25 protein-coding genes and 1 pseudogene are annotated in these 24,393 nt (G+C 34.1%); 10 read left to right on the top strand and 16 right to left on the bottom strand.

Annotated elements, in window-relative coordinates; genetic code table 11:
• Positions 1-81: 81 nt before the first annotated feature.
• Together BN863_RS17210 and BN863_RS17205 are read left to right on the top strand one after the other, a co-directional pair.
• Complete coding sequence (locus BN863_RS17210; protein ID WP_197539163.1) at positions 82-432, top strand: four helix bundle protein; 351 nt, start codon at positions 82-84, stop codon at positions 430-432.
• A 77-nt stretch (positions 433-509) separates the two neighbouring features.
• Positions 510-1,163: a 3-oxoacid CoA-transferase subunit B gene (locus BN863_RS17205; RefSeq protein ID WP_038532686.1), complete on the top strand. Its 654-nt coding sequence runs from the start codon at positions 510-512 to the stop codon at positions 1,161-1,163.
• 285 nt (positions 1,164-1,448) lie between these two features.
• On the opposite strand, the gene BN863_RS17200 is transcribed toward BN863_RS17205, so the two are convergent.
• The 16 genes from BN863_RS17200 to hemA all read right to left on the bottom strand — a co-directional run bounded on the left by BN863_RS17200 (position 1,449) and on the right by hemA (position 17,479).
• A complete protein-coding gene (locus BN863_RS17200) occupies positions 1,449-3,116 on the bottom strand; it encodes an ABC transporter ATP-binding protein (RefSeq protein ID WP_038532684.1) in 1,668 nt (555 codons plus the stop codon).
• A 9-nt stretch (positions 3,117-3,125) separates the two neighbouring features.
• Positions 3,126-3,836, bottom strand: coding sequence for a 3'-5' exonuclease (locus BN863_RS17195; RefSeq protein WP_038532682.1), 711 nt, complete (start codon positions 3,834-3,836; stop codon positions 3,126-3,128).
• Positions 3,837-3,905: 69 nt separating this feature from the next.
• Positions 3,906-5,057, bottom strand: a complete 1,152-nt coding sequence (locus BN863_RS17190) for a serine hydrolase domain-containing protein (protein ID WP_038532680.1) — start codon at positions 5,055-5,057, stop codon at positions 3,906-3,908.
• 35 nt (positions 5,058-5,092) lie between these two features.
• On the bottom strand, positions 5,093-5,566 hold the full coding sequence (locus tag BN863_RS17185; RefSeq protein ID WP_038532677.1) for a methylated-DNA--[protein]-cysteine S-methyltransferase: 474 nt from the start codon (positions 5,564-5,566) through the stop codon (positions 5,093-5,095).
• Positions 5,566-6,651: a CNNM domain-containing protein gene (locus BN863_RS17180; RefSeq protein ID WP_038532675.1), complete on the bottom strand. Its 1,086-nt coding sequence runs from the start codon at positions 6,649-6,651 to the stop codon at positions 5,566-5,568. Before BN863_RS17180 ends, BN863_RS17185 begins: the two co-directional genes overlap by 1 nt.
• Before the next feature lie 26 nt (positions 6,652-6,677).
• On the bottom strand, positions 6,678-7,667 hold the full coding sequence (gene hemB / locus BN863_RS17175) for a porphobilinogen synthase (protein WP_038532673.1): 990 nt from the start codon (positions 7,665-7,667) through the stop codon (positions 6,678-6,680).
• Positions 7,668-7,669: 2 nt separating this feature from the next.
• Positions 7,670-8,674 (bottom strand): DUF4421 domain-containing protein, encoded by a 1,005-nt coding sequence (locus BN863_RS17170; protein WP_038532671.1) that lies wholly within the window; start codon positions 8,672-8,674, stop codon positions 7,670-7,672.
• 43 nt (positions 8,675-8,717) lie between these two features.
• Positions 8,718-9,761, bottom strand: coding sequence for a DUF4421 domain-containing protein (locus BN863_RS17165; RefSeq protein ID WP_038532669.1), 1,044 nt, complete (start codon positions 9,759-9,761; stop codon positions 8,718-8,720).
• Positions 9,752-10,654, bottom strand: a complete 903-nt coding sequence (hemF, locus tag BN863_RS17160; RefSeq protein WP_038532667.1) for an oxygen-dependent coproporphyrinogen oxidase — start codon at positions 10,652-10,654, stop codon at positions 9,752-9,754. Before hemF ends, BN863_RS17165 begins: the two co-directional genes overlap by 10 nt.
• Positions 10,644-11,174 carry a GNAT family N-acetyltransferase gene (locus BN863_RS17155; protein ID WP_038532665.1) on the bottom strand — a complete coding sequence of 177 codons (531 nt, stop codon included), beginning with the start codon at positions 11,172-11,174 and terminating at the stop codon, positions 10,644-10,646. Before BN863_RS17155 ends, hemF begins: the two co-directional genes overlap by 11 nt.
• A 3-nt stretch (positions 11,175-11,177) precedes the next feature.
• Positions 11,178-12,200 (bottom strand): uroporphyrinogen decarboxylase, encoded by a 1,023-nt coding sequence (gene hemE / locus BN863_RS17150; protein WP_038532663.1) that lies wholly within the window; start codon positions 12,198-12,200, stop codon positions 11,178-11,180.
• Entirely contained in the window at positions 12,197-12,853 is a 657-nt protein-coding gene (locus BN863_RS17145; protein ID WP_038532661.1) for a uroporphyrinogen-III synthase, read from the bottom strand. Before BN863_RS17145 ends, hemE begins: the two co-directional genes overlap by 4 nt.
• A 2-nt stretch (positions 12,854-12,855) precedes the next feature.
• The gene (locus BN863_RS17140; protein ID WP_038532659.1) at positions 12,856-13,542 is read right to left on the bottom strand and encodes a potassium channel family protein; all 687 of its coding nucleotides are present in this window, start codon (positions 13,540-13,542) and stop codon (positions 12,856-12,858) included.
• A 12-nt stretch (positions 13,543-13,554) separates the two neighbouring features.
• The gene (locus BN863_RS17135; RefSeq protein ID WP_038532657.1) at positions 13,555-15,297 is read right to left on the bottom strand and encodes a TrkH family potassium uptake protein; all 1,743 of its coding nucleotides are present in this window, start codon (positions 15,295-15,297) and stop codon (positions 13,555-13,557) included.
• Between the two features lie 15 nt (positions 15,298-15,312).
• Positions 15,313-16,227 carry a hydroxymethylbilane synthase gene (hemC, locus tag BN863_RS17130; RefSeq protein WP_038532655.1) on the bottom strand — a complete coding sequence of 305 codons (915 nt, stop codon included), beginning with the start codon at positions 16,225-16,227 and terminating at the stop codon, positions 15,313-15,315.
• Positions 16,220-17,479 (bottom strand): glutamyl-tRNA reductase, encoded by a 1,260-nt coding sequence (gene hemA, locus BN863_RS17125; RefSeq protein ID WP_038532653.1) that lies wholly within the window; start codon positions 17,477-17,479, stop codon positions 16,220-16,222. Before hemA ends, hemC begins: the two co-directional genes overlap by 8 nt.
• 208 nt (positions 17,480-17,687) lie before the next feature.
• Between hemA and BN863_RS17120 the strand changes: the two genes are divergently transcribed.
• From BN863_RS17120 to BN863_RS17095, 8 genes and pseudogenes are all read left to right on the top strand, one after another.
• Positions 17,688-18,572: a helix-turn-helix transcriptional regulator gene (locus BN863_RS17120; RefSeq protein ID WP_038532651.1), complete on the top strand. Its 885-nt coding sequence runs from the start codon at positions 17,688-17,690 to the stop codon at positions 18,570-18,572.
• A gap of 2 nt (positions 18,573-18,574) precedes the next feature.
• A complete protein-coding gene (locus tag BN863_RS17115) occupies positions 18,575-19,276 on the top strand; it encodes a ThuA domain-containing protein (protein WP_038532650.1) in 702 nt (233 codons plus the stop codon).
• 39 nt (positions 19,277-19,315) lie between these two features.
• Entirely contained in the window at positions 19,316-19,477 is a 162-nt protein-coding gene (locus BN863_RS18625; RefSeq protein ID WP_169740924.1) for a hypothetical protein, read from the top strand.
• A gap of 205 nt (positions 19,478-19,682) precedes the next feature.
• Positions 19,683-19,844 carry a hypothetical protein gene (locus BN863_RS18705; protein WP_206778062.1) on the top strand — a complete coding sequence of 54 codons (162 nt, stop codon included), beginning with the start codon at positions 19,683-19,685 and terminating at the stop codon, positions 19,842-19,844.
• Between the two features lie 108 nt (positions 19,845-19,952).
• Entirely contained in the window at positions 19,953-20,969 is a 1,017-nt protein-coding gene (gene hemH / locus BN863_RS17110; RefSeq protein WP_038532648.1) for a ferrochelatase, read from the top strand.
• Positions 20,970-20,987: 18 nt separating this feature from the next.
• A complete protein-coding gene (locus BN863_RS17105) occupies positions 20,988-22,349 on the top strand; it encodes an MATE family efflux transporter (protein WP_038532646.1) in 1,362 nt (453 codons plus the stop codon).
• Between the two features lie 9 nt (positions 22,350-22,358).
• Positions 22,359-22,907, top strand: coding sequence for a CopD family protein (locus BN863_RS17100; RefSeq protein WP_038532644.1), 549 nt, complete (start codon positions 22,359-22,361; stop codon positions 22,905-22,907).
• 34 nt (positions 22,908-22,941) lie between these two features.
• Positions 22,942-24,393 (top strand): annotated as a pseudogene (locus tag BN863_RS17095) (sensor histidine kinase).

Raw genomic sequence — 24,393 nt, 5'->3', positions numbered from 1 at the left:
AATGTAACGATGTAGCAATTTTTCAATTTAGCAATTTACTAATGTCATAATTAAACAATGTATTAATTTAATAGAATAGAAATGGAGCGGAAGAATGTTGTTTTAGAGAAATCTATTGCCTTTGCACTTGAAGTTATTCGTTTTACAGAAATGTTACAGGATCAGAAGAAATTTGTCATCGCAAATCAAATGCTAAAATCAGGGACAAGTATTGGTGCAATGATTCATGAGGCGCAAAATGCCGAAAGTAAGGCTGATTTTATTCATAAATTAAAGATTGCAGCAAAGGAGCTGGAAGAAACAAGATATTGGATTTTGCTATGTGAACGCTCAGAATATTATGAAAACCCAAAACAGTTGAAGGAACAAGTAAATGAATTAGGATTAATACTCTATAAAATTTTAAGTACAAGTTATAAAACCAAACCATAGTATTACACTCTAAACGGGTTTTCAAGAGTAAGCCCATGGGTACATTATTACATTAACTAATTATTACATTACACAACATGTTAGACAAAATAGGAATTGCAAAACGAATCGCACAAGAAGTAAAAGATGGCTATTATGTAAACCTAGGTATTGGGATACCTACCTTGGTCGCTAATTATGTGAGTGACAATCTACAAGTTGAATTTCAGAGTGAAAATGGCGTGTTAGGTATGGGGGCTTTTCCTTTTGAAGGAGAAGAAGATGCCGATATTATTAATGCAGGAAAACAAACCATTACGACTTTACCTGGTGCTAGTTTTTTTGATTCTGCTACAAGTTTTGCAATGATTAGAGGGCAACATGTCGATTTAACAATTCTAGGCGCTATGGAAGTCTCTGAAAACGGTGATATTGCCAATTGGAAAATCCCAGGTAAAATGGTAAAAGGTATGGGTGGTGCCATGGATTTAGTTGCTAGTGCCGAAAATATTATTGTAGCCATGATGCACACCAATAGAGCTGGAGAATCGAAATTATTAAAACGATGCAGTTTACCTCTTACTGGAGTTGGTTGTGTTAAAAAAATTGTAACCAATCTAGCTGTCCTTGAAGTAACTACAAACGGATTTAAATTATTAGAACGTGCCCCGGGTGTTTCTATAGATACAATTAAGAATGCCACTGAAGGCCGTTTAGAAATTGTAGGTAAAATACCTGAAATGAGTATTTAAATTCTTACAAATATTGATGCCGATTGTGTTAAATGTTAAAATTAAGTGTATTTCATCGATTTAATAGTGTGTTTTAACGATTTATTGGAAATATTTAACATCTTTGTAACACCCAAAAATACTATTGCATATAGATCCCAAATCTACCAAAAACTAACGATTATGAATGTAGCCCCAAATCTACCTGACGAACCTAATTACGCTGAGAGTAAAATATACGAAGCGTACGATAACACAAGGTTATTCGTTAGAAATTTCATGTATTTAGTTAAAAAAGTGTTTATGCTATAATCCTTTAGGAATAGCTTGAATTAGTTTTTTTGTGTACTCTTGGTGCGGATTATTATAAATAATATCCGCATCGTTTGTTTCTATAATCTCCCCTTTGTTCATCACAATTAATTGGTCCGACATATACTTTACTACGGCTAAATCGTGAGAGATAAAAATATAAGTAAATCCAAACTTATCTTTCAATTCATTTAAAAGGTTTAAAACCTGAGCTTGAACCGAAATATCTAAAGCCGATACAGATTCATCGCATACAATTAATTTAGGTTGTAAAGCTATGGTTCTTGCAATTCCAATACGCTGCCGTTGTCCACCAGAAAATTCATGCGGATATCTATTATAAAACTTTCCGGAGAGTCCAACACGAATTAAAATATCTATAACATGAGACTTACGCTCGGCTTTGTTTTTATACAACTTATGGACTGTCATCGGCTCTAAAATCGCTTCACCAATAGTTAATCTCGGGTTTAAAGATGCATAAGGGTCTTGGAATATAATTTGAATGTCTTTTCTAAGTACTCTCATAGCTCTTGTCGAGAGGTTGGTAATATCTACTCCTTTATATAGTAAAGTCCCTGCTGTGGCTTTGTCAAGTTGAAGAATGGCATTTCCTAAAGTAGATTTTCCACAACCAGATTCACCTACTAAACCTAATGTTTCCCCTTCATAAATTTTAAAACTTACGCGGTCTACGGCTTTAAAGGTTTCAGTTTTTCCGAAAAATCCCGATTTGGAAATGTATTCCTTTTCAAGATTTATAACTTCTAATAAAGGCTCTTGATTGTATAACTTTTTGTGCTTTTTTTCTCTGTCTTCACTCGTAATAATTGTTTTAGAAAGCGTGTCGTTTAAATAATCCTGAATGGTGGGTAAAGTTTTTAAACGGACACTTAAAGAGGGTCTCGAGTTAATGAGCGCTTTGGTATATATATGTTGCGGAAAGTTGAAAATGGTTTCAGAATTTCCCTGCTCTACAATATCTCCTTTATACATCACCAATACACGATGTGCAAGTTGAGATATTAATGCCAAATCGTGAGTTATAAAAATTATACTCATACCTGTTTTAGCCTGAAGTTCTTTAAGTAGCAGAATAATCTCTTCTTGAACCGTAACATCTAACGCTGTAGTAGGCTCGTCTGCAATTAAAATATTGGGTTCGCACGCAACCGCCATAGCAATCATTACCCGTTGCTTTTGTCCGCCAGAAATTTCATGTGGATACGATTTATATACACGTTCAGGTTCTGGTAATTTAACTTGATCAAATAACTCTAGCACACGGTTTTTCACCTCAAAAGTAGATAAACTTGTGTGTCGAATTAGAATTTCTTCTACTTGTTCTCCGCAGCGCATCGACGGATTTAAAGAACTCATTGGTTCTTGAAAAATCATGGCGATTTTGTTACCTCGAATATGTTGAAATCCCTTTTGATTGAGTTGCGTTAAATCTGTATCTTCAAAAATAATCGAACCCGAAATCTTTGTAATGTTTTGTGGTAACAACCCTAAGATGGCCAAAGATGACACCGATTTTCCAGAGCCAGATTCACCAACAATACCTAGAATTTCATTTTTATTTAAATTATAGGAAATATTGTGAATCACTTCGTTTCCGTTAAAGGAAATGGCAAGGTTTTCAATTTTTAATAGAGGCATTTCGTTTATTTAAATATGAATAATTTCATCGTCGGTTAAAATGGATGCTCCACGCAATCTAAGAAAAATTTGAGCAACGGCAATGGTGTCCTTTTCGCAGTATGTAATTATGCGGTCTACCTCTTGTGTTTCGTAATACACGCGATAGACTTCACTGCCATCAATATCGTCTTTTGGGGAAGGAATACCTAAAACATTGGTGAGCAATTTTAATGAGGTATAGCTTTTATAATCACCAAATTTCCATAATTCTAAAGTATCTAAATGTGGTACTTCCCATGGTTTTTTACCAAATAAATTAAGTTTTTCTGGTAACGGAATATTGTGTATAATCATACGACGAGCAATATATGGAAAGTCGAATTCCTTACCATTGTGAGCGCATAATAGTTTTTTGGGATGATTATAATGGGTTTCTAAAAGCGTCTTAAAGTCTTTTAGAATTTCGATTTCTTCACCTTGAAAAGACGTGGTTCTAAATTGCCTATTTTCGCCGTCTATTTTAAAATACCCAACCGAAATACAGACAATTATACCAAACTCGGCCCAAATCCCAGCACGGTCGTAAAACTCTTCTGCCGAGAGTTCGTTTCTTTGGTATTTAGACTTTAAACTCCACAGCTCTTTTTTAGCATCACTTAATTCTGAAAAATGCTGCGTTTCTGGAACGGTTTCAATGTCCAGAAACAATATATCTTCAAGATTGAGTTTGTTAATCATGTGTTTTAAATCTGACTTACAGTAAATTACATTTTAATTTTATAAATTCAAAATTAAAAACAGTAAGTGTTACTCGTTCAACATAGTATAGGCTTCTTCTATATATGTGAAAATATCTTTTGTGAACGTTGCCACTACTTTTTCAGGGCCTTTAGTGTGGCCTAAACGCACAATAATAAGATTATCCTCTGGTTCTACAATTACGTATTGCCCTAGGTGTCCACGCATCATAAAAAAGTGTTTGTCTTTTATAGTTTTTAACCACCAACCGTAGCCATATTCTGGGCTTTCAGGAAAACGTGGAGTAATCGATTTTTGAACAAATGCAGAGTCTAAAAGTTGTTCGCCGTTCCATTTTCCATAGTCTTTATACAATTTTCCAAAGCGTGCAAAATCACGTGCATTACTGGCAATACAACAATATGCTTTTTCTAATCCATGTTGTTCGCTATCGAGTTGCCAAAGCGCATCACTTTCAAAACCCATAGGTTTCCAAAACTCTTCGCTTAAATATCCTGACATATTTTGTCCGGTTGCTTTTTCAAGAACCATTCCTAACAATTGGGTATTTCCGCTTAAATATTTATACGATTTTCCAGGAGCCTCGATGCCTTTCATGTTTAAAATAACAGGTGCTAAATCTTCATCGAAATAAGCACGGGTAGTTACCGAAAATGGCGAATAATAAGATTCGTCCCAATCTAAACCAGAGGCCATAGACGATAAATCGCCCACCGTTAAATTTGCTGATAATCCGTTTTTAAATTCTGGATAAAAATCACTCACCTTTTGGTTTAAACTTCTCACTTTGCCTTCCATAATGGCTTTACCAAGCATTGCAGAAATGATGCTTTTGGCCATGGAAAAAGAATTGGTTTTTGATGTTTTTTGGAAACCATCGTAGTACTTCTCAAACCAAATACTATCGTTTTTAATAATTAGATACGCGATAGTGCCGTTGGCTATATTGGTGCGTTCTAAACTGTCTGTTATGGTCGCTTTATTATAATCTTTATGTATGTTCCAAGGCTGAGGTGAGCTACTTTTAATAACACGATTGTCAAACTCTTTATAATCTTCTAAAAAGGCTGTTTTATGTCCGGTGCCATAAGTTATTCTGGTAGCTTTTAAGATGTAATCGTAGTCGAAAATGTAAAGTAATAAGATTAGTAAACCGCAGGTGATTACGATAAACTTTAGAAGTTTAGAAAGAAATTTCATAAAAATAGATGTTAGTTTTACTAAATATACAGCATTTAAAATAAGGTTTGTTGCGTAACCGGACTTTCGTGATTTAACAGCCACTGCTTACGATGCAAACCACCAGCATATCCTGTTAAACTTCCGTCGGTACCAATAACACGGTGGCAAGGCACAACAATCCAAAGCGGATTTTTTCCATTGGCATTGGCGACAGCACGAATGGCTTTTACATCGCCAAGTTGTTTAGAAAGTTCTAGGTAGGAGAGTGTTTTTCCGTATGGAATTTTTGTTAACGCTTGCCACACTTTTTTCTGAAAATCTGTGCCTTTTGGATTTTGCTTAAAGCTGAAGGTCGTGCGATTTCCCTCAAAATAGTCTTGTAGTTGGTGTACACAATCTAAAAGAACATCTGGAATGTGTTCGGAAGGTGTTTCTTCAGAATTTAAAACGTTTATCGAAACAATGCCGTCGGCATCTCCTTTAATTCGTGTGAACCCCAAAGGCGAGTTTACTACACAAGAATCCATTAGTTTTCTTCTGGTGTATCATTAATTAAGCCCAAACGTTTGGCACGTACTTCCCAGCTTTTTCTAGCTAAGGCTTGCAGATTGGCTACGTGGTCACTTTCATCCATAATTTCAAGTCCTAGAAGCGTTTCTATAACATCTTCCATAGTAACAATTCCGCTTACCGAACCATATTCATCGACCACTAAAGCCATATGGTTTTTGCTTTCTACAAGTTGTTCAAAAAGCGTAGGAATTGGAATGTTTCTTTCAATTATGATAATGTTTCGTTTTAAATCTTTTAATGTTTTGCTACCATTACCGAGCGCCATTTCTTTAAAAATTTCATCTTTCAAAACTAGGCCTGTAATGTTGTCTGGCGTATCTGTGTAAACTGGAATTCTAGAGAAACGAATGTTCGAATTTTCTTTAAAAAAATCCTGAACCGTAGTCGTGTCGTTTGCTGTTTTAATTACCGTTCGAGGCGTCATGACATCTTTTGCAAGAATGTCTTTAAACGTTAGTAAGTTCTTTAAAATCTTGCTTTCAGATTCTTGAAACACACCATCTTCTTCAGCCATATTTGCCATAGCATGAAAATCTTCACGACTTAGAACACTACCATGACCTTTACCACCAACTAGTTTTGTAGCACGTTCTAGTAGCCATAAAATACCAGTCCATTTTAAAGGAAAAATTAAGATAGTAAGTGTTTTAGCTGTGAAATTAGCCAATTCTTGCCAGTATTTTGCACCAATAGTTTTAGGAATAATTTCTGAAACCACTAAAATTAAGAAGGTCATGATTGCAGAAACTACACCTACAGTATTAACTCCTAAAATTTCAAATTTATAAGGTAAGCTTTCTGCTTGAATACCAACCATCATAGCACCTAAGGTATGCGCAATGGTGTTTAATGTTAAGATGGCAATTAACGGTTTATCTACTTCTTTCTTTAGATTTTCCAGTGTTGTTGCATATGCTTTGCCTTCATTTTTCTTAACGTTTATAAACGTGGGCGTTACACTCAAAAACACAGCTTCGAGAATAGAACATAAAAATGAAAAAAAGATTGAAACTGTTGCCCAAAGTATTAATGCTACCATATAAATGTATTTGATTTTTAGCTAAGTTACGAAATCAATTTCACAACATCCTTAGCAAAGTAACTTGCAATAATGTCTGCACCTGCTCTTTTAATAGCGGTTACTTGTTCCATCATAACGGCATCGTGGTCTAACCATCCGAGTTCCGAAGCGGCCTTTAACATGGCATATTCTCCAGATACTTGGTATACAGCTACAGGTACATTGACTTCATTCTTAATTTCGCGTACAATATCTAAGTAACATAATCCTGGTTTTACCATAACGATGTCGGCACCTTCTTCAATATCTATTAAAGTTTCTCGAACAGCTTCTAATCTGTTACCAAAATCCATTTGATATGTTTTTTTGTCTTTTGGCACATCAACTAAATCCACTGGAGCCGAATCGAGAGCATCACGAAACGGACCATAAAATGCAGAAGCATATTTTGCGGTATAGGCCATAATTCCGGTATTTGTAAAACCTTCTTGTTCTAGTAACTGACGAATTTTTAAAGTTCTTCCATCGTTCATATCACTAGGCGCAATAAAATCTGAACCCGCTACGGCATGACTTAACGCCATTTCTGCTAAAATTTCTGAAGATTGGTCGTTAAGTATAACACCATTTGCTACAATACCATCGTGTCCGTAAGAAGAGTATGGGTCTAAAGCTACATCGGTCATAACCAACATGCCCGGACATGCGTTTTTAACTGTTTTAATAGCACGTTGCATCAATCCGTTTGGGTTTATAGCTTCGGTACCTTTATTGTCTTTTAAATTATCGTCTACTTTAACAAAAAGTAAAACCGATTTTAAACCTAAATCCCATAATTCTTTAACTTCTTTTTCTAGTAAATCTAGGCTTAATCTGAAATAGTTTGGCATAGACGGAATCTCGTCCTTTACACCTTTACCTTCTACCACAAAAAGTGGTACTAGAAAATCGTTTGGTGAAATAATAGTCTCGCGAACTAATGAACGAATAGCTTCGTTTGTTCTTAAACGTCTGTTTCTTTTAAGTGGATACATAATTATGTTTTTATGTTTAATTTGTCGTTTATATCTTCTGCCGTTTCTATAACCTTCTGAGGTGCTTTAAAGCGATAGCCTACAAAAAATTGGAAAAAAGGAATACTATCAGCAATATAATACGAGCGTTTTGTACTGTGATTTAAAATTAAGTAATTGTAATGAGCACCGATAAAAAAATCTTTTAAATCGTAGGTTATTGTGCCTTTAAAATTGAATTCGGTTAGTAAAGTGGTTATGTTTTCGGTATCGGAGGCTGTGTAATTTAAGCCCAATCCAAATGAAGCTCCTGCCGAAATAAATAAATTTTCGTTCGGTACGAAGTTGTAATTGTAGGATGGCGAGAACGATAAGTCGAAGGAGTCGAATTGTTTGTCGATAGTAATATATTGAAATTCACCTTCGGTATTTAAATTGAATGTAGTATAGTATAATGAAACACTAGGAATAAAACTTCCTGCACTTTTTAATTGTTTTTCGTTTTGAGAAGCTAATGCTCTATACGAAAAGTTTTTGTTGAAAATATAAGATGTTGCACCTCCAAACTTTAAAGAGGTTGTTTGTGGTAAATACAATTTGTTTCCCGGAATTTTTACATAGAAACCTTTTTCGCTATATAATTTAAAGGTCTGCATCCAATGTGCTTTATGGTAACCTCTTAAATTAAGATTATACAATCTTGAGCCACTATTATTTTTATTAGCACTTAAAAAATCGGGAGCAAAAGAATACGAAATAGTAAGTTTTCTAAAGGAAACACTTCCTCCAATTCGGGATTGTTTATTAGCATTTAAATCTAAATTTAAATGGGAATCTCTATCGTTTATACTAATAGAATTAGATGTATTTATATAGTATATTTTAGCGTGAACCTGATTCTTGTAATAGCGAATATAGGCGTTATAATTGTCGAATAAGGTGTCGTTTTCCGTTTGCTGGTCTTGTGCAAAAAGCGTGTATGATGCTATAAAAAATAACAGCGTAATATGTATGTTTTTTAGAATCATTTAAAAGAATTGAACACCTTAATTTTAAGGTTGAAAGTACGATTTAGTCTTTCGATTTTGGAATTATTTTGTCGTTAATATCATTTGCAGTATGCACTATTTTTCTAGGTGCTTTAAAGCGGTAACCTATATAAGCTTGGAAAAAAGGAATGTTGTCTTTAACGTAAGATGAGCGATCTGAATTATGATTTAATATAAGATAATTGTAATTGGCACCCAAGTATAAATTATCGATGTCGTAGGTTATAGCGCCTCTAAAATCAATTTCGGTAAGTAAAGATGTCAACCTTTCGTGTTCTACGTCATCTTTAGATTCTGAATAATTTAAACCTATTCCAGCAGAGACTCCTAACGATAAAAATAAATTTTTAGTCGGTACAAAATTATAATAGTAAGCGGGAGCTAAAGCAATATCAAATGTAGTTAAATCGCTATGCAGATTAAATTCTGGGTCTGGGTCTTCTGCAACTAAGTCCATTTTCGAGTAATAATACACTATGCCAGGAATAAAACTACCAGCACTTTTTAGTTGTTTTTCGTCTTGAGTTGCAATGGCTCGAAACGAGAAATTTTCATTAAAAATATAAGAGGTAGAACCACCAACTTTAAACGATTTTGTTTTTGGAAGATAGATACTAGCATCTTTGTTTTCTATATAAAATCCTTTTTGATTGTAGAAATCTAAGGTTTGCATCCAATGTTTACCAAAGTATGTTCTGAAGTTTAAATTGAATAATTTAGAATCTTCGTTGTCTTTATTTTTGGCTAGGAAATTGGGAGCAAAAGCATACGAAATGGCAATAGACCGAAATGCCACCGAGGCGCCTATACGATTTTGTTTGTTAGGCACTAAGTTGACATAAAAATTCGAATTTCGGTCTTGAACCATTAACGAATTCGAGGTATCTACATAGTATAATTTAGCGGTAATTCTGTTTTTATAAATTTGAATATAATCTGAAGTTTCTTCGTAAATAATGGCTTGAAGCGAATCGTTTTCTATGGTAGTATTACGGTCTTGTGCCAATACAGACAGACCACATATAACGGCGATTACACTAGTTAGTATTATTTTTTTTAAAGCCATGATTTTGGATGTTTTAAAACATTTACGAGTTTATCTTCGGCACTGCCAGGTTCTGGTTCGTGATTGTAAACCCATTGCACATGTGGCGGTAAACTCATTAGAATACTTTCTATACGGCCATTTGTTTTAAGTCCGAATAATGTGCCCTTATCGTGTACTAAATTGAATTCTACATAACGCCCACGACGGATTTCTTGCCAGTTGCGTTGTGCTTCAGTAAATGGTAAATCTTTTCGCTTTTCGGCAATAGGCACGTAGCTTTCAAGGAAACTGTTGGCCACTTCGGTGGTAAAATCGTACCAGTTTTCCATAGACATAGCGTCGGTGGCTTTACAATAATCGTAAAATAAACCGCCTATACCTCGGGCTTCATGTCTGTGAGCATTCCAAAAATATTTGTCACACTTTTCTTTATAAGTGTTGTAAAAATCGGCATCGTGTTTATCGCAAGCCGTTTTACAAACGGTATGGAAGTGAGTGGCATCCTCTTCAAAAAGATAGTATGGCGTTAAATCTTGTCCGCCACCAAACCATTGGTCTACAATATTACCTTCTTTATCATACATTTCAAAATAACGCCAATTGGCATGTACGGTTGGCACCATTGGGTTTTTAGGATGTAGTACGAGACTTAATCCGCAGGCAAAGAAATTGGCATCTTTAACACCAAAATAGTTTTGCATACTTTCAGGAAGTTCACCGTGAACTCCAGAAATATTTACACCACCTTTTTCGAAAACCGCTCCGTTTTCAATCACGCGTGTACGACCACCTCCACCTTCTGGGCGTTTCCAAATATCTTCTTGAAATGTAGCGGTACCATCTACAGTTTCTAAAGCCGATGTAATGGTATCTTGTAATTCTAATATGTATTGATAAAATTTATCTTTCACACTGTAATTCATATAATTCCATGTCTTGAGTTGGTGCGTTTGGCGGCGCGTATTCGTTTTTTAAAGTTTTTATCCAAACAAACCCTACGTTTGTAGCTACTTTTATACTTGCAACATTTGTTTTATGCGAGATAATTTGAAGGGTTTTTAACTGTAATTCCGTAAATGCATAATGAGAAAATTTAGCAATTGCCGAAGACATAATACCTTTATTTTCCTTGTGTTCGTCTATACAATATGCAAATTCACCTATACCATTTTTCCAATCGATTTCTTTTAGAATGATAAGCGCAAAGATGGCATTTGTTGTAACGTCTTTAAGAGTAAACGTGTATTCGTGTTTATGCTCTCTTTTTTGTTGTTGCACGATAATGTAATCTTTAGACGCTTCAACCTTTAAATTTTTTGCAAGAGTATAAGGTAAATAGGGTACAAATCGCTTTACATTAGCCATCATAAATTTATGAAGATGTGGCGCATCAGATACTTCTAGATTAGCAATGTAAAACGATTTATCCATGTTCTATTTGTACTCTTTTACAGCATCTATAAAGGCTTTGGCATTATCTAACGGAATGTTAGGTAAGATACCATGACCAAGATTTACAATGTATTTGTCTTTACCAAATTCGTTTATCATTTGGTGTACCATTTTCTTAATTTCTGAAGGAGGCGATAATAATCTCGACGGGTCGAAGTTTCCTTGAAGTGTAATGTTTCCTCCTGTTAAGTAACGTGCGTTTTGGGCAGAACATGTCCAGTCTATTCCCAATGCCGCGGCATTACTTTTAGCCATGTCACCAAGTGCAAACCAACACCCTTTACCAAATGCAATCACTGGTGCATCGTCTTTTAAAGCTTCAATAATTTGGTCGATATATTGCCAAGAAAACTCTTTATAATCTGTTGGCGATAACATACCTCCCCAAGAATCGAAAATTTGTACAGCATCTACTCCTGCAACTACTTTAGCTTTTAAATACGCAATAGTTGTATCTGTAATTTTTTGAAGTAATTGATGTGCTGCTATCGGATTTGTAAAACAAAATTCTTTGGCCTTATCGAAATTTTTACTGCCTTGTCCTTGCACGACGTAACATAAAATAGTCCATGGAGAACCCGCAAAACCTATTAATGGAATGTCGTTATTTAATAATTCTTTAGTCGCTTTAATGGCTTGCATAACGTAGTCTAGCTCGATATTTACATCGGGAACAATCACGTTATCTACACCTCTTTGGTCGCGAACAGGATTTGGTAAATACGGACCAAAATTAGGTTTCATTTCTACCTCGATATTCATCGCTTGCGGAATCACTAATATGTCACTGAATAAAATAGCAGCATCCATACCGTATCTGCGGATAGGTTGAACAGTAATTTCACTCGCTAATTCAGGTGTGCGACAACGCGTAAAGAAATCGTATTTTTCGCGGATAGCAATAAATTCTGGAAGGTAACGTCCTGCTTGACGCATCATCCAAACCGGAGGACGTTCTACAGTTTCTCCTTTTAAAGCTCTTAAGTATAAATCGTTTTTAATCATGATTTTTTTGAGTATTTAACTACACTTTGTAGTAAGTTTTCTATAGTAGGACTCGACGGTATTACTATATTTTTAGTTTGTTCTTGTAAAGCTGCAGCAGTTGTTTTTCCGATGCAGAAAATAGTTTCATTACTAATCTGGTTATCTGTTAAATAGCTTGAGACACCACTTGGACTATAAAATAAAATCGCATCAAATTCGCCATCAATTTTTTGAGGTTCGGTTTGTGTGTTATACACTATAATTTCTTTTAACCCGATGTTGTGTTCTTTTAAGGCATCTGGTAAAGTGTCTTGTCTTAAATTTCCGCAGAAAAAAACAAAGGCTTCATTTTTATGATATTTAACAATATAATTAGCCAATTCTGAGGCGTAAAGCTTCATTTTTGAAACGTTTTGTCCGTGTTCTTCTAAAAACGCCATGGTTTTTTCGCCCACACAAAAACAGTTTCTAATCACCACTTTATTATCGATAACTGCTTTTGCAGCATTCTGACTAGTAATGATGGCATTTTCAACAATGATTTCAGAATCAAAATCAACGAAATCTATGGATATGGCGTTGTATTCTGTAACTTGAATATTGGCTTTAGTAAGTAACGCTTTGTGTTCTTTGTGAAGCGTTTTTGTAGATAAGATAGATTTAAGTGGCATTGTTAATTTTTATCACAAATTTTAGAAATATCATCATCCGAACCAAAAACAACTAAAATATCGTTGTCTTGGATAACTGTTTCGGCACTAGGAATACCAATAACTTCTTTTATAACTGTGGTATTCCCTATTAAATTGGTCTTTTCTTTTTTACGAAGAATAGTAACTATATTTAATTTATATCTAGATCTAATTTCTAAATCTAGAATGGATTTCCCTACAAATTCTGCAGGTGTTTTTATTTCTGAAATCGAATATTTTTCATCAATTTTAAAACTGTCAACTATATTTTTAAGATTTATTTTATTGGTTAGTTTAAGTGCTGCTTCTTGCTCGGGGTGTACTATAGATGTAATTCCCATGGCTTGCAAAACGGTATCGTGTATAGGCGATAACGAGCGACTAATAACTTTTCCTGTTGTTAGTTTTTTTATAATTGCTGTAGTAATAATTGCTGCACCTTCATTTTCGCCAATAGCAACAACAGCAATATCTGTTTGTTTTATTGGAAGTGCCTGATAAGCCAATTCGTTAGTAGAATCTAAGCAAATACTGTGTGCAATTTTATCTTTTACAATATTTACCTTGTCCATGTTTTTGTCTATTCCAACCACTTCATTACCTGTTTCTGTAAGGCTTAGCGCTAGAGACATTCCGAAATTTCCGAGACCAAAAATGATGATTTTCATTTCAATTATAACTTAGTTGATTAAAATATTTTCTTGTGGATATTGATAAAACTTTTGTTCGACTTGCCCTAACATTCCAAATAGCAAGTTTAACAATCCAATTCGCCCTACAAACATAACGGCAATAATAACATATTTGCTAGGGTCGCTTAAAGTAGGTGTAAGATTCATACTTAATCCTGACGTACTGTAAGCAGAAAAACACTCAAAAGCAATGGCTAGTAAATCTTTTTCGGGTTCAAAAAACAAGAGTAATAATATTGCTGTTCCTATGGTCATTAAAGAAATAAAAATAATAGAAAATGCACGGTTTACGGTGCTGCTAGAAATTTCTCTTGTGTTAATTTCTATACGTTTTTTTCCTCTTGCCGTTGCAAATATATTTAAAGAAGCAATAGCAAAGGTACTTGTTTTAATACCTCCACCGGTAGATCCAGGTGAAGCACCAATCCACATTAAAAAAATAACAATTAATAACGATGGTGTTGCAATTTGACCGTAGTCTACAGTGTTAAACCCGGCAGTTCTTGGTGTAACCGAAGAGAACATGGCAGTTGTAATTTTTCCGAAAACAGAATCGTGGTCTTGTAAACTAAAATTAGTTTCGGCGAAATAGAAAAAGATAAACCCGAAGATTAATAAAACACTAGTCGTTACAATCGTGATTTTAGAGTTCAAGGTAAATACGCGTACAGTTCTTGAAACTTTGTTTTTTGTTCTAAATAGATTTAAAAAACTACGTTTTAAATATGAGTATGAATTAAATATAAAGCTGTACCCAATTCCGCCTATAATTATAAGCAACATAAGTACCCATTGTAGCGAATAATCGTAGCGTAAACTTGGTTCGTAAAAACTTGAAGACGAGGTTGAGAATCCAGCATTACAGAACGCAGAGATGGAGTGAAATATAGAAAAGAAAACTTTGTTTTCTATGGTGGTAATCGAATCTATAGAGGTGTAAATTAAGATTGCTCCAATTAATTCTATCCCGAGTGTAATCCCTACAATTTGAGCTCCAATTTTAAAAACGTCTTGTAAATTTTCTGTAGAGGTATAATCTTTTAGATACATACTCTCTCTAAATGAAGAGTTCTCTTTAAAGAAGTACGCAAAAAAAGATGTAAATGTTAGAATCCCTAAACCACCTATTTGAATTAATATAACAATTAGCGTTTGCCCTAATTGGGTAAAATCTTTACCAGTATCGAGTACAGCAAGACCTGTTACGCAAATGGCACTCGTTGCGGTAAATAAGGCATCTAAAAAGGAAATGCCGTTAACAGTTACTTTAGGGAGCATAAGTAATAAAGCGCCCATAAGAATTAGTAAAAAAAAGCTTCCTGCAAAAAGTATCGCGGGGTTGAAATATATCTTGTAAATATATTTTATAAGAAATGTTAAGCGCATTAAAAGGTAAAAGAACAAGCCTAGCTCAAAAATAACTTTGGGTCTCATAAGTTGCTCGATAGGAGGTAAGTGTTGATTTAAATAGTATGCTGTAGATGCTGCAACTAGTGTGGTTACTAAAATCCCGATGTTAAATTTAACCGTTTTTCTAATAGGGTCGCTTTTAGAATACTGAAAAAATTTAAACGTATTAAACGTAATTAAAAGTAAAAGAATAGATGTGTAAACAGGAACTCTTAGAGGTTTGTATTCATCTTCAAGGGTGAAGCCAAAATCAAATATTAAAAAAAATAAAATGAGAATATCTGTAAAACGATATAGGTTTTGCAACGTTTTAAGCTTCATTATTTTTTGAGTTTTTTACGAATTCATTTCTTTTTTAATTGAATCCATCAGTTCTTTTCCACCTTTTTCAATGAGTTCTAAAGCGCAGCGTTTTCCAAATCCTTTATAATTTGAAAGCAAATCTGTTTTGGAGATACTTAATTTTTTACTGCCGTCTAATGCAAGTAAAATACCTGTAAAAGCTATAGTGTCATTGGTTATTGTTGCAAGGCCTCCAATTGGAGCCGTGCAACCAGCTTCTAATATACGTAAAAATTCACGTTCTACATGTGTACAAATATCTGTAGGTGTGTCATTTAATTTTGAAACCGCCTCTGTAATGTCTTTGTCTTTTTCTAAAGTTACAACAACCATAGCGCCTTGAGCCGGAGCAGGAATCATCCAGTCTAACTCGATGTAGTGTTCTGGAAGAACATTTATACGTTCTAAGCCAGCCTTTGCAAATACAGCAGCATTCCAAGGGTTGTCTTCTAATTTTTGAAGTCGCGTAATTACGTTTCCTCTTAAATCATCAACTTTATGATTTGGGTATCTGTTTAACCATTGCGCCTTTCGTCTTAAACTACCAGTGGCTACAGTGCCTTCTGCATTCAAAAAATCTAAGCCTTTATGTACTAAGATGTCGTTTACATTGGCGCGTTCTAAAACAGCAGTCTGAATTATACCTTGTGGTAATAAGGTTGGTACATCTTTCATAGAATGCACAGCAATATCTACGGTACCATTTAACATAGCAACATCTAAGGTTTTGGTAAAAATACCAGTAATCCCTAATTCGTAAAGCGGTTTATCTAAGATTAAATCGCCTGTAGATTTTACAGCAACAATTTCTGTAGCATATCCTAAATCTTCAAGTCGTTGTTGAACGGTATGTGCTTGCCAAAGAGCTAACTGACTGTCTCTTGTGCCAATGCGAATAGTTTTATGCATTTGATGATGTTTCTAGCTGAAACACTTTTTTTATAAGTTCAAGACTTTCGTTAGTCGAAAAATCTTCATCTTTTAAGTGATGCGCAAAATGATTTGTTATCTTCTGAATAATATTATTGCTTATCAGCTCAGCTTGTGCTTCGTTAAAATCAGATATTTTTTTACGTTGCACATCTAGTTCAGCCGATTTAAAGTCTAATAATTTATTCTTTAATGCTTTTATTGTAGGGGCAAACTTTCGTGTTTCTAACCAATCGTTAAATTCTTTTTTAACGTCTTCAATTATGGTTTCGGCAACAGGAATATGTGTTTTTCTTTTTTCTAAAGTTTCGTCGGTAATCTGAGACAAGTGGTCTAGATGAATTAAAGACACACCTTCTAATTCCGTAACATTTTCATGAACGTTCTTCGGAATCGATAAGTCTAAAATTAGTAAAGGCTTTTTAGTCTGTATTAAATGCTTGTCTACCGTTGGGTTTTGGGCTCCGGTAGCAACGACTAAAACATCAGAATTATTTATTTCTTCTTGTAAGTTGGCGTAATCTTTAACTAAAAGATTAAATTTTCCAGCAATTCGTTCTGCCTTATCTTTTGTTCTGTTAATTAAAGTGATTTGCTCATTTTTAGTGTGTTTAACTAAATTCTCGCAGGTGTTTCTACCAATTTTTCCAGTTCCAAAAAGTAAAATATTTTTATTAGAAACTTCAGGAACGTTATTTAATATATAATGTACAGATGCAAAAGATACAGATGTTGCACCCGAAGAAATTTCGGTTTCGGTTTTAATACGTTTACTCGCTTGAGTAACCATACTTACTAGGCGCTCTAAAAAGGTGTTAAGCAAACCTAATTTTTTAGAGACTCTTGCACTTTTTTTAAGCTGACTGATAATTTCGAAATCTCCTAGAATCTGACTATCCAATCCAGAACCCACGCGAAACATATGAGAAACTGCTTCGCTACTTTTATAAACATAGGCCACTTGCTGAAATTCATCAACAGTTCCTTTAGTGTTATCGCACAATAATTTAATAAGTTGAAATGGATGCTCTGCAAAACCATAAATCTCGGTTCTGTTACAAGTAGAAGTTACAATCAAGCTATCAATACCATTTTCTTTCGCTTGGTTTAAAAGATTTAGTTTTGATTCTTCATCAAGACTAAAATGTCCTCTAATCTCAGCGTCTGCTTTTTTATAACTTAATCCAATGGCGTAAAAGTAAGTGCCTCTAGATCCGTGATTTTGATTCATTTATTATATTAGTTGGAAATTCAGAACAAATGTATAGTGCCTAATTGTAAAAAAGTAACGCTGAAAGAACTTTTAGTGTCGTTTCGGGTTTTTTAATTCAATTATCGAATCAAATCTAATAAATATTATACTTTTACGGGGCTTACAACGTTATTGTTGTAATTAGTTTAGAGTGAATCTAAATAAATGCGATTTAAATTTTAGAAAAATGGAACAAAAAAATAACGCTGAAGGAACATTTAAGGAAACCATTATAGATCAGGGTTTTTCTGTCTTAACCTATCAAAATGAAGGTCTTGGAGTAGATGTTGTAGAGAAACATATAGACAGTAGTGTTATTCAATTTCATTTTTGTTTAAAAGGTTCTTCAGCATTCAAATTCAATAAAGGAAGCTATACGTTAAATATTAACGAAGAGAATTCATTGCTACTTTATAATCCGCAGCAAGATTTACCAATTCATTTAGAGGTTAATCCTAACTCATGGTTGGTTACTATTTTAATTTCTATTAAAGAGTTTCATGGCTTGTTTTCTCAGGAAGCCGATTATGTTACGTTTTTAAGCGATGATAATAAGGATAAGAAATATTATAAAGACGGGAAAATTTCTCCGTCTATGGCTATTGTTTTAACGCAAATCATGCATTACAATTTAAACGAATCTATTAAAAATCTTTATTTTAAAGGAAAGACTTTCGAGTTGTTGAGCTTGTATTTTAATAGGAGTGAAGATGCTAATGTTGAACAATGTCCGTTTTTAGTAGACGAAACCAATGTGATTAAAATTAGAAAAGCAAAAGATATTATTATTTCTAGAATGGCAGAGCCGCCTAGTTTACAGGAATTGGCAGACGAGATTGGTTTAAGTCTTAAGAAACTTAAAGAAGGATTTAAACAAATTTATGGAGATTCGGTTTTTAGTTTTTTATTCGACTATAAAATGGAAGAAGCTAGAAAGCTGCTAGAAACAGGAGGTTTTAATGTAAATGAAGTGGGGTTAAAAGTGGGCTATAGTACTTCAAGTCACTTTATTGCTGCCTTTAAGAAGAAGTACGGAACTACTCCAAAAAAATATTTACAATCAATTAATTAGGTATGAAATTATTAATCGTTTTGCTGTTTTCTTGTGGTTCTGTTGTTGCTCAGAATATAGATCAAGTGTTGGTGTTCTCTAAAACAGAAGGATTTAGGCATAAATCTATTGAAGTTGGTGTAAAAACATTAACAGCATTGGGTACAGAACATGGTTTTGCGATTACACATACAGAAAATTCAGAGGTATTTAACTCAGAAAATTTATTGAGATATAAACTTGTAATCTTTTTAAATACTACGGGTAATGTTTTAAATGAAAAACAACAAGACGCTTTTAAAGCATTTATTAATAATGGAGGAAGTTTTCTAGGTGTGCATTCTGCTACAGATACCGAGTACGACTGGCCATGGTATGGTAAGCTTGTTGGTGCATATTTTATTAGTCATCCAGAGCAATCTCAGGCAAATTTAAAGATTGTGAACACCAATCATGAAGCAACACAACATTTAGATGCCAATTGGAAACATTTTGATGAATGGTATAATTTTAAAAACATAAGCGACGCTATAAATCCGCTTATTATGCTAGATGAAACCTCTTATGCAGGTGGAGAAAATGGGGATTATCATCCTATAGCGTGGTGTCAGGAATTTGATGGCGGACGTTCGTTTTATACGGGGCTCGGTCATACCATTGAGGCTTATTCAGACCCAAACTTTAGAATGCATCTTTTAGGAGGCATACGGTATTGTTTAGACTAATTTTATTCACTATATTTAAGATGTCTTAAATCTTTTAGTATGACATATTTATCTCCAGAAATAGAAGCTTGGTCGAAACAATCTGAATCAAAATCGTTAGTAAGACCCGGAGTGTCTTGTGGCATTTTTCAGGATTGTAATGCAAACGAAGTTATTCCCGTTAAGAAACAGCAAAAAGAATCTTCATCTAAAAAACAATAAGGGTATTAAATTACGAAGTGTAATTTTTCAATCATCTAATTTTTAATTCAGAGTTATAAGATTATAATGTATCATGTGGTGCATGTTATCTTATTAAGAATTTTAAACGTGTTGTCCTATCATTTCTTATTCCGTATGTAACATCGTCTTAACGCTGTAATAAACTTCTTCCTTTAGTTTTACAGATGTAAAAAAGTTGATTGTTATGACATATTTATCTCCAGAAATAGAAGCTTGGTCGAAAGATTCGAATACTAAATCGTTAGTACGATTAGGTAAATCTTGTGGCATTTTTCAAGATTGTAATGCTAATGAAGACCGTTCGATACATCATCAGCAAGAAAAAAATAGAATTAAGAGTATGTAATTTTTTTGATATACAAGAGTCCTAATAATCAATTTGATTGAATAGTTGATAAGATAATACTATGATTAGAATGTGGTAGGATCGTAATTTCTATTGTACTTTTGTAAAATGAAAAAAGGAGTTTTACTTGTTAACTTAGGCTCTCCAGAGAGTCCTAGTCCGCAGGATGTAAAAAAATATTTAGGAGAGTTTCTAATGGACGAACGTGTTATAGATATTCCTCTAATAGCTAGAACAGCACTAGTAAAAGGTATAATTTTAAAAACACGACCAAAAGCTTCTGCTGCTGCATATAAAAAAATATGGTGGGACGAAGGGTCTCCATTAATAGTGATTTCGGAACGCCTTAAAGCTAAAGTGCAAAAGGAAGTAGATTATCCTGTAGCATTAGCTATGCGTTATGGTTCTATGACCATTAAAAAGGGAATTCAGGAGTTGGTAGATCAAGGTGTAGATGAGGTTTTCTTAATTCCATTGTACCCTCAATTTGCTATGGCAACTACAGAAACTATTTTAGTTTTAACTGAAGAGCTACGCCAAGAACATTTTCCGAATGTTAAAATAGATCATTTACCTGCTTTCTATAATAAACCAGATTATATTGAAGTGTTAAGTGACTCTGTAAAGCGTCATCTTGGTGGAAAAACATACGATCATATATTGTTTTCTTATCATGGTATTCCAGAGCGACACATTAGAAAAAGTGACGTTACAAAATCGCATTGTAAAATAGATGGGTCTTGTTGTGTAACCCCGTCTAAAGCACACGAATTTTGTTATAAACACCAATGTTTAGAGGTTACGCGATTGGTTGCAGAAAAACTTGGTTTAGAAGAAGGAGCATTTTCAACCTCGTTTCAATCTAGATTAGGGTTTGATCCGTGGTTACAACCGTATACAGATAGAACCATTGAAAGATTGGGATTAGCTGGAGTTAAAAATATGGCAATAATAACACCTGCTTTTGTTAGCGATTGTTTGGAGACATTAGAAGAAATTGCAATGGAAGGTCAAGAACTTTTTCATGAAGTAGGCGGAAAAGAATTTACCACAGTACCTTGTTTAAACGATGACGATTCTTGGTCTGCGTTGTTAGGGAAATGGATAAACAATTGGGCTAAATAAGGTTATTATTGCATAAGTATGAGAGAAAAAGTATCTGTAGATTTAGGAACAAAACCCATTAGTCAACTTTTAATTAAGCAGTCTGTACCTGCATCTATTGGGATTTTAGTCATGTCCCTAAATGTACTTGTAGATACTATTTTCGTTGGAAACTGGATTGGCTCTATTGCAATTGCAGCCATAAATGTGGTTTTGCCTGTATCCTTTTTTATAGCAGCCTTAGGGATGTCTATTGGTATAGGTGGGTCATCTATTATTTCTAGAGCGTTAGGAGCTAATAATAAAGAAAAAGCTTTAGATGTTTTTGGAAACCAGATTACCTTAACGCTCATACTTATCACTTCTTTTGTAACCTTGGGGTTATTTTTTAATGACGAAATTATTTCAGCCTTTGGTGGTAAAGGCGATATTTTTGAGCCCGCTAAAACGTATTATAATATTGTTATGTATGGGGTTCCTTTCTTAGGGTTTTCTATGATGGGTAACAATGTTATGCGTGCAGAGGGGAATCCTAAATTTGCAATGTACTCTATGATGATTCCTTCTGTAGGGAATCTTATTTTCGATTATATATTCATCCATACGCTAGATATGGGAATGGCTGGAGCGGCTTGGGCAACAACAGGTTCAAATTTTATTGGATTTGTGTTTGTGCTATGGTATTTCTTTTCAGATAATTCTACTTTAAAAATCGACTGGTCGTACTTACGATTAAAATGGGAAACTATTTCTGAAATAGGATCACTTGGTTTTGTAACGTTAGCCCGTCAAGCGGTTGTAAGTGTTACTTATTTATTTATGAATAACATATTATTCCATTTAGGAGGAGAAGTGTCTGTTACTGCTTATGCCATTGTTGGGCGTATGCTTATGTTTGCTTTATTTCCTGTATTTGGAGTCACACAAGGATTCTTGCCTATTGCTGGGTATAATTATGGTGCCGAACAATACGATCGTGTTCGTGAATCTATTTATACAGCTATTAAATATGCAGCGATTCTAGCAACTATAGTTTTTATTTTACTCATGGCTTTTCCAGAAACCATCACAAAAATGTTTACACAGGATCCCGAAGTGTTAAAGCAAACACCATCTGCTATGCGTTGGGTTTTTGCCGCCACCCCAATTATTGCGTTGCAATTAATAGGAGCAGCCTATTTTCAGGCCATTGGTAAAGCTAAGCCTGCATTATTACTAACATTAACGCGTCAAGGTTTTTTCTTTATTCCTTTAATTTTAATTTTACCGAAGTTTTTTGGAGAATTAGGTGTTTGGATGTCGTTTCCAATTTCCGATGTGTTATCGACCATCGTCACAGGTTATTTTTTAAACCGTGAAATTAAAACAGATTTAGTTAAAAGAAGTACAAAGACGGCTTAACATATAAATATGGAATATTACAACTATATAAAATCGCTTCATCTTATTTTTGTTATCACCTGGTTTGCAGGTCTTTTTTATATTCCACGATTGTTTGTATATCAAATAGAATCTTTTCATAAACCGTCTCCGGATAAAGAAATTTTGGGCGAACAATTAAAGTTAATGACGAAGCGCTTGTGGTATATTATTACTTGGCCATCTGCTATTTTAGCTACAATTTTTGCAATTTGGTTACTTATTCTTATGCCTGAATGGTTGCTACAACCATGGATGCATGTAAAATTGGGATTTGTGGTTTTATTAATTGGTTATCATTTAAAAACACATCAGTATTTTAAACAATTACAACGCGATGATGTTAGAAAAACCTCTAGTTATATGAGGCTATGGAACGAAGGAGCGACCTTTATACTTTTTGCCGTTGTGTTTTTGGTAATCTTAAAAAGTAGTTTCGATTGGATCTTTGGTATCGTCGGAATCTTTGTGTTGGGTGTACTAATTATGTTAGGTTTTAAGGTTTATAAACGTATTCGTGCTAAAAACCCCAATGCCTAGATCATTGGCTTGATTATTGAGGGCATACTAATTCATGAAACTTAAAAAAATTTCTTTACGGCTCCGTATTTTTATCGCTATGTTATTTGTAGTGGTATTGGCTTCAATTTTAATTGTAGGTGTTGCCATTTATCAATATGGAGAAGAAGCTATCGATTACCACCAGCAACGCTTAGAGCGTAAAGAAAAGAATATAAAAGCACATATTAATTTTGTAATCAAACAGACTTCTTTCGAGGTTAAAACTGAAAAAATCCCTTACATTTTTAAAGATAAGATTTACGAAATTGCGAATATTCATAACTTAGAAATTAATATTTACGATTTAGATGGATCTATTTTAACTTCTTCTCGTGCCGGATTCGCACAAGATTCTGTGCCAAAATGTATTAAGGCAAATGTTTTAAATGCACTGTCTAATACAGCAAAACATACCTATGTAGAACAGCGAAATGAGAATCATGTTGTGTTTCAATCATCGTATTCCTATATCACGGATAATAAATTTAAACCGTTGGCCATTTTAAATTTACCATATCTTGAAGATGACGATTTTTTAGCTAAAGAATTAGACGAATTTTTAGAGCGTATTAGTTATGCATATTTATTTATGCTAGTGCTTGCTTCGGCCATAGCCTTCTTTTTGGCAAATTATATTACCAAATCGATTAAGACTATTAGCGATAAAATTAACTCAACTACTTTAGAAAAACGTAATGCCCGTATTGAGGTTGAAGATGCTAGTGAAGAAATTTCTACTTTAGTGCAATCGTATAATAGTATGATTGACCAATTGGAAGATAGCGCACAGCAATTAGCAAAAAGTGAGCGTGAAGAAGCTTGGCGTGAAATGGCAAAACAAGTCGCACACGAAATTAAAAATCCGTTGACACCTATGCGATTAAGTGTTCAGAATTTTCAACGTAAGTTTAGTCCAGACGATCCTAATATTCATCAAAAAGTAGAAGAGTATTCCGAAACGTTAATTCAGCAAATCGATACCATGTCGTCTATAGCATCGGCATTCTCTAATTTTGCAAATATGCCAGCTCAGTAAAACGAAACGCTTAATGTGGTAAATACTGTTCGACTTGCTTTAGATATTTTTAATAAAGACTATATTGTTTTTCTTGCCGAACGGGAAGAAATTATTGCAACATTCGATAAAACGCAATTGATAAGAATTGTTACTAATCTGGTTAAAAATGCTATTCAAGCCATTCCAGAAGATCGTGTTCCTAAAATAGTAGCACATGTATCTTTGCATGATAATGTTGTAAAGATAACGGTATCTGATAACGGAATTGGAATTGAAGAAAAGAATGAAACGAAGGTGTTCGAACCTAAGTTTACAACAAAATCTAGTGGCACCGGTCTTGGTTTAGCTATGGTAAAAAATATAGTTGAATCTTATAATGGTAACATTACTTTTATGACACAACTAAATAAAGGCACTACATTTATTGTTACCTTTCCTAAAACATAA

It is taken from the genome of Formosa agariphila KMM 3901, from assembly GCF_000723205.1.
GTDB lineage: Bacteria > Bacteroidota > Bacteroidia > Flavobacteriales > Flavobacteriaceae > Formosa > Formosa agariphila.
The sequence above is the reverse complement of the archived record's forward strand: the minus strand, read 5'-3'. Positions and strand labels throughout refer to the sequence as shown.

Bases quoted from the DNA above. Each gene is read 5' to 3' on its own strand.
- BN863_RS17210 (WP_197539163.1), top strand. From the start codon at position 82: ATGGAGCGGAAGAATGTTGTTTTAGAGAAATCTATTGCCTTTGCACTT.
- BN863_RS17205 (WP_038532686.1), top strand. From the start codon at position 510: ATGTTAGACAAAATAGGAATTGCAAAACGAATCGCACAAGAAGTAAAA.
- BN863_RS17200 (WP_038532684.1), bottom strand. From the start codon at position 3,116: ATGCCTCTATTAAAAATTGAAAACCTTGCCATTTCCTTTAACGGAAAC.
- BN863_RS17195 (WP_038532682.1), bottom strand. From the start codon at position 3,836: ATGATTAACAAACTCAATCTTGAAGATATATTGTTTCTGGACATTGAA.
- BN863_RS17190 (WP_038532680.1), bottom strand. From the start codon at position 5,057: ATGAAATTTCTTTCTAAACTTCTAAAGTTTATCGTAATCACCTGCGGT.
- BN863_RS17185 (WP_038532677.1), bottom strand. From the start codon at position 5,566: ATGGATTCTTGTGTAGTAAACTCGCCTTTGGGGTTCACACGAATTAAA.
- BN863_RS17180 (WP_038532675.1), bottom strand. From the start codon at position 6,651: ATGGTAGCATTAATACTTTGGGCAACAGTTTCAATCTTTTTTTCATTT.
- hemB (WP_038532673.1), bottom strand. From the start codon at position 7,667: ATGTATCCACTTAAAAGAAACAGACGTTTAAGAACAAACGAAGCTATT.
- BN863_RS17170 (WP_038532671.1), bottom strand. From the start codon at position 8,674: ATGATTCTAAAAAACATACATATTACGCTGTTATTTTTTATAGCATCA.
- BN863_RS17165 (WP_038532669.1), bottom strand. From the start codon at position 9,761: ATGGCTTTAAAAAAAATAATACTAACTAGTGTAATCGCCGTTATATGT.
- BN863_RS17155 (WP_038532665.1), bottom strand. From the start codon at position 11,174: ATGGATAAATCGTTTTACATTGCTAATCTAGAAGTATCTGATGCGCCA.
- hemE (WP_038532663.1), bottom strand. From the start codon at position 12,200: ATGATTAAAAACGATTTATACTTAAGAGCTTTAAAAGGAGAAACTGTA.
- BN863_RS17145 (WP_038532661.1), bottom strand. From the start codon at position 12,853: ATGCCACTTAAATCTATCTTATCTACAAAAACGCTTCACAAAGAACAC.
- BN863_RS17140 (WP_038532659.1), bottom strand. From the start codon at position 13,542: ATGAAAATCATCATTTTTGGTCTCGGAAATTTCGGAATGTCTCTAGCG.
- BN863_RS17135 (WP_038532657.1), bottom strand. From the start codon at position 15,297: ATGAAGCTTAAAACGTTGCAAAACCTATATCGTTTTACAGATATTCTC.
- hemC (WP_038532655.1), bottom strand. From the start codon at position 16,227: ATGCATAAAACTATTCGCATTGGCACAAGAGACAGTCAGTTAGCTCTT.
- hemA (WP_038532653.1), bottom strand. From the start codon at position 17,479: ATGAATCAAAATCACGGATCTAGAGGCACTTACTTTTACGCCATTGGA.
- BN863_RS17120 (WP_038532651.1), top strand. From the start codon at position 17,688: ATGGAACAAAAAAATAACGCTGAAGGAACATTTAAGGAAACCATTATA.
- BN863_RS17115 (WP_038532650.1), top strand. From the start codon at position 18,575: ATGAAATTATTAATCGTTTTGCTGTTTTCTTGTGGTTCTGTTGTTGCT.
- BN863_RS18625 (WP_169740924.1), top strand. From the start codon at position 19,316: ATGACATATTTATCTCCAGAAATAGAAGCTTGGTCGAAACAATCTGAA.
- BN863_RS18705 (WP_206778062.1), top strand. From the start codon at position 19,683: ATGACATATTTATCTCCAGAAATAGAAGCTTGGTCGAAAGATTCGAAT.
- hemH (WP_038532648.1), top strand. From the start codon at position 19,953: ATGAAAAAAGGAGTTTTACTTGTTAACTTAGGCTCTCCAGAGAGTCCT.
- BN863_RS17105 (WP_038532646.1), top strand. From the start codon at position 20,988: ATGAGAGAAAAAGTATCTGTAGATTTAGGAACAAAACCCATTAGTCAA.
- BN863_RS17100 (WP_038532644.1), top strand. From the start codon at position 22,359: ATGGAATATTACAACTATATAAAATCGCTTCATCTTATTTTTGTTATC.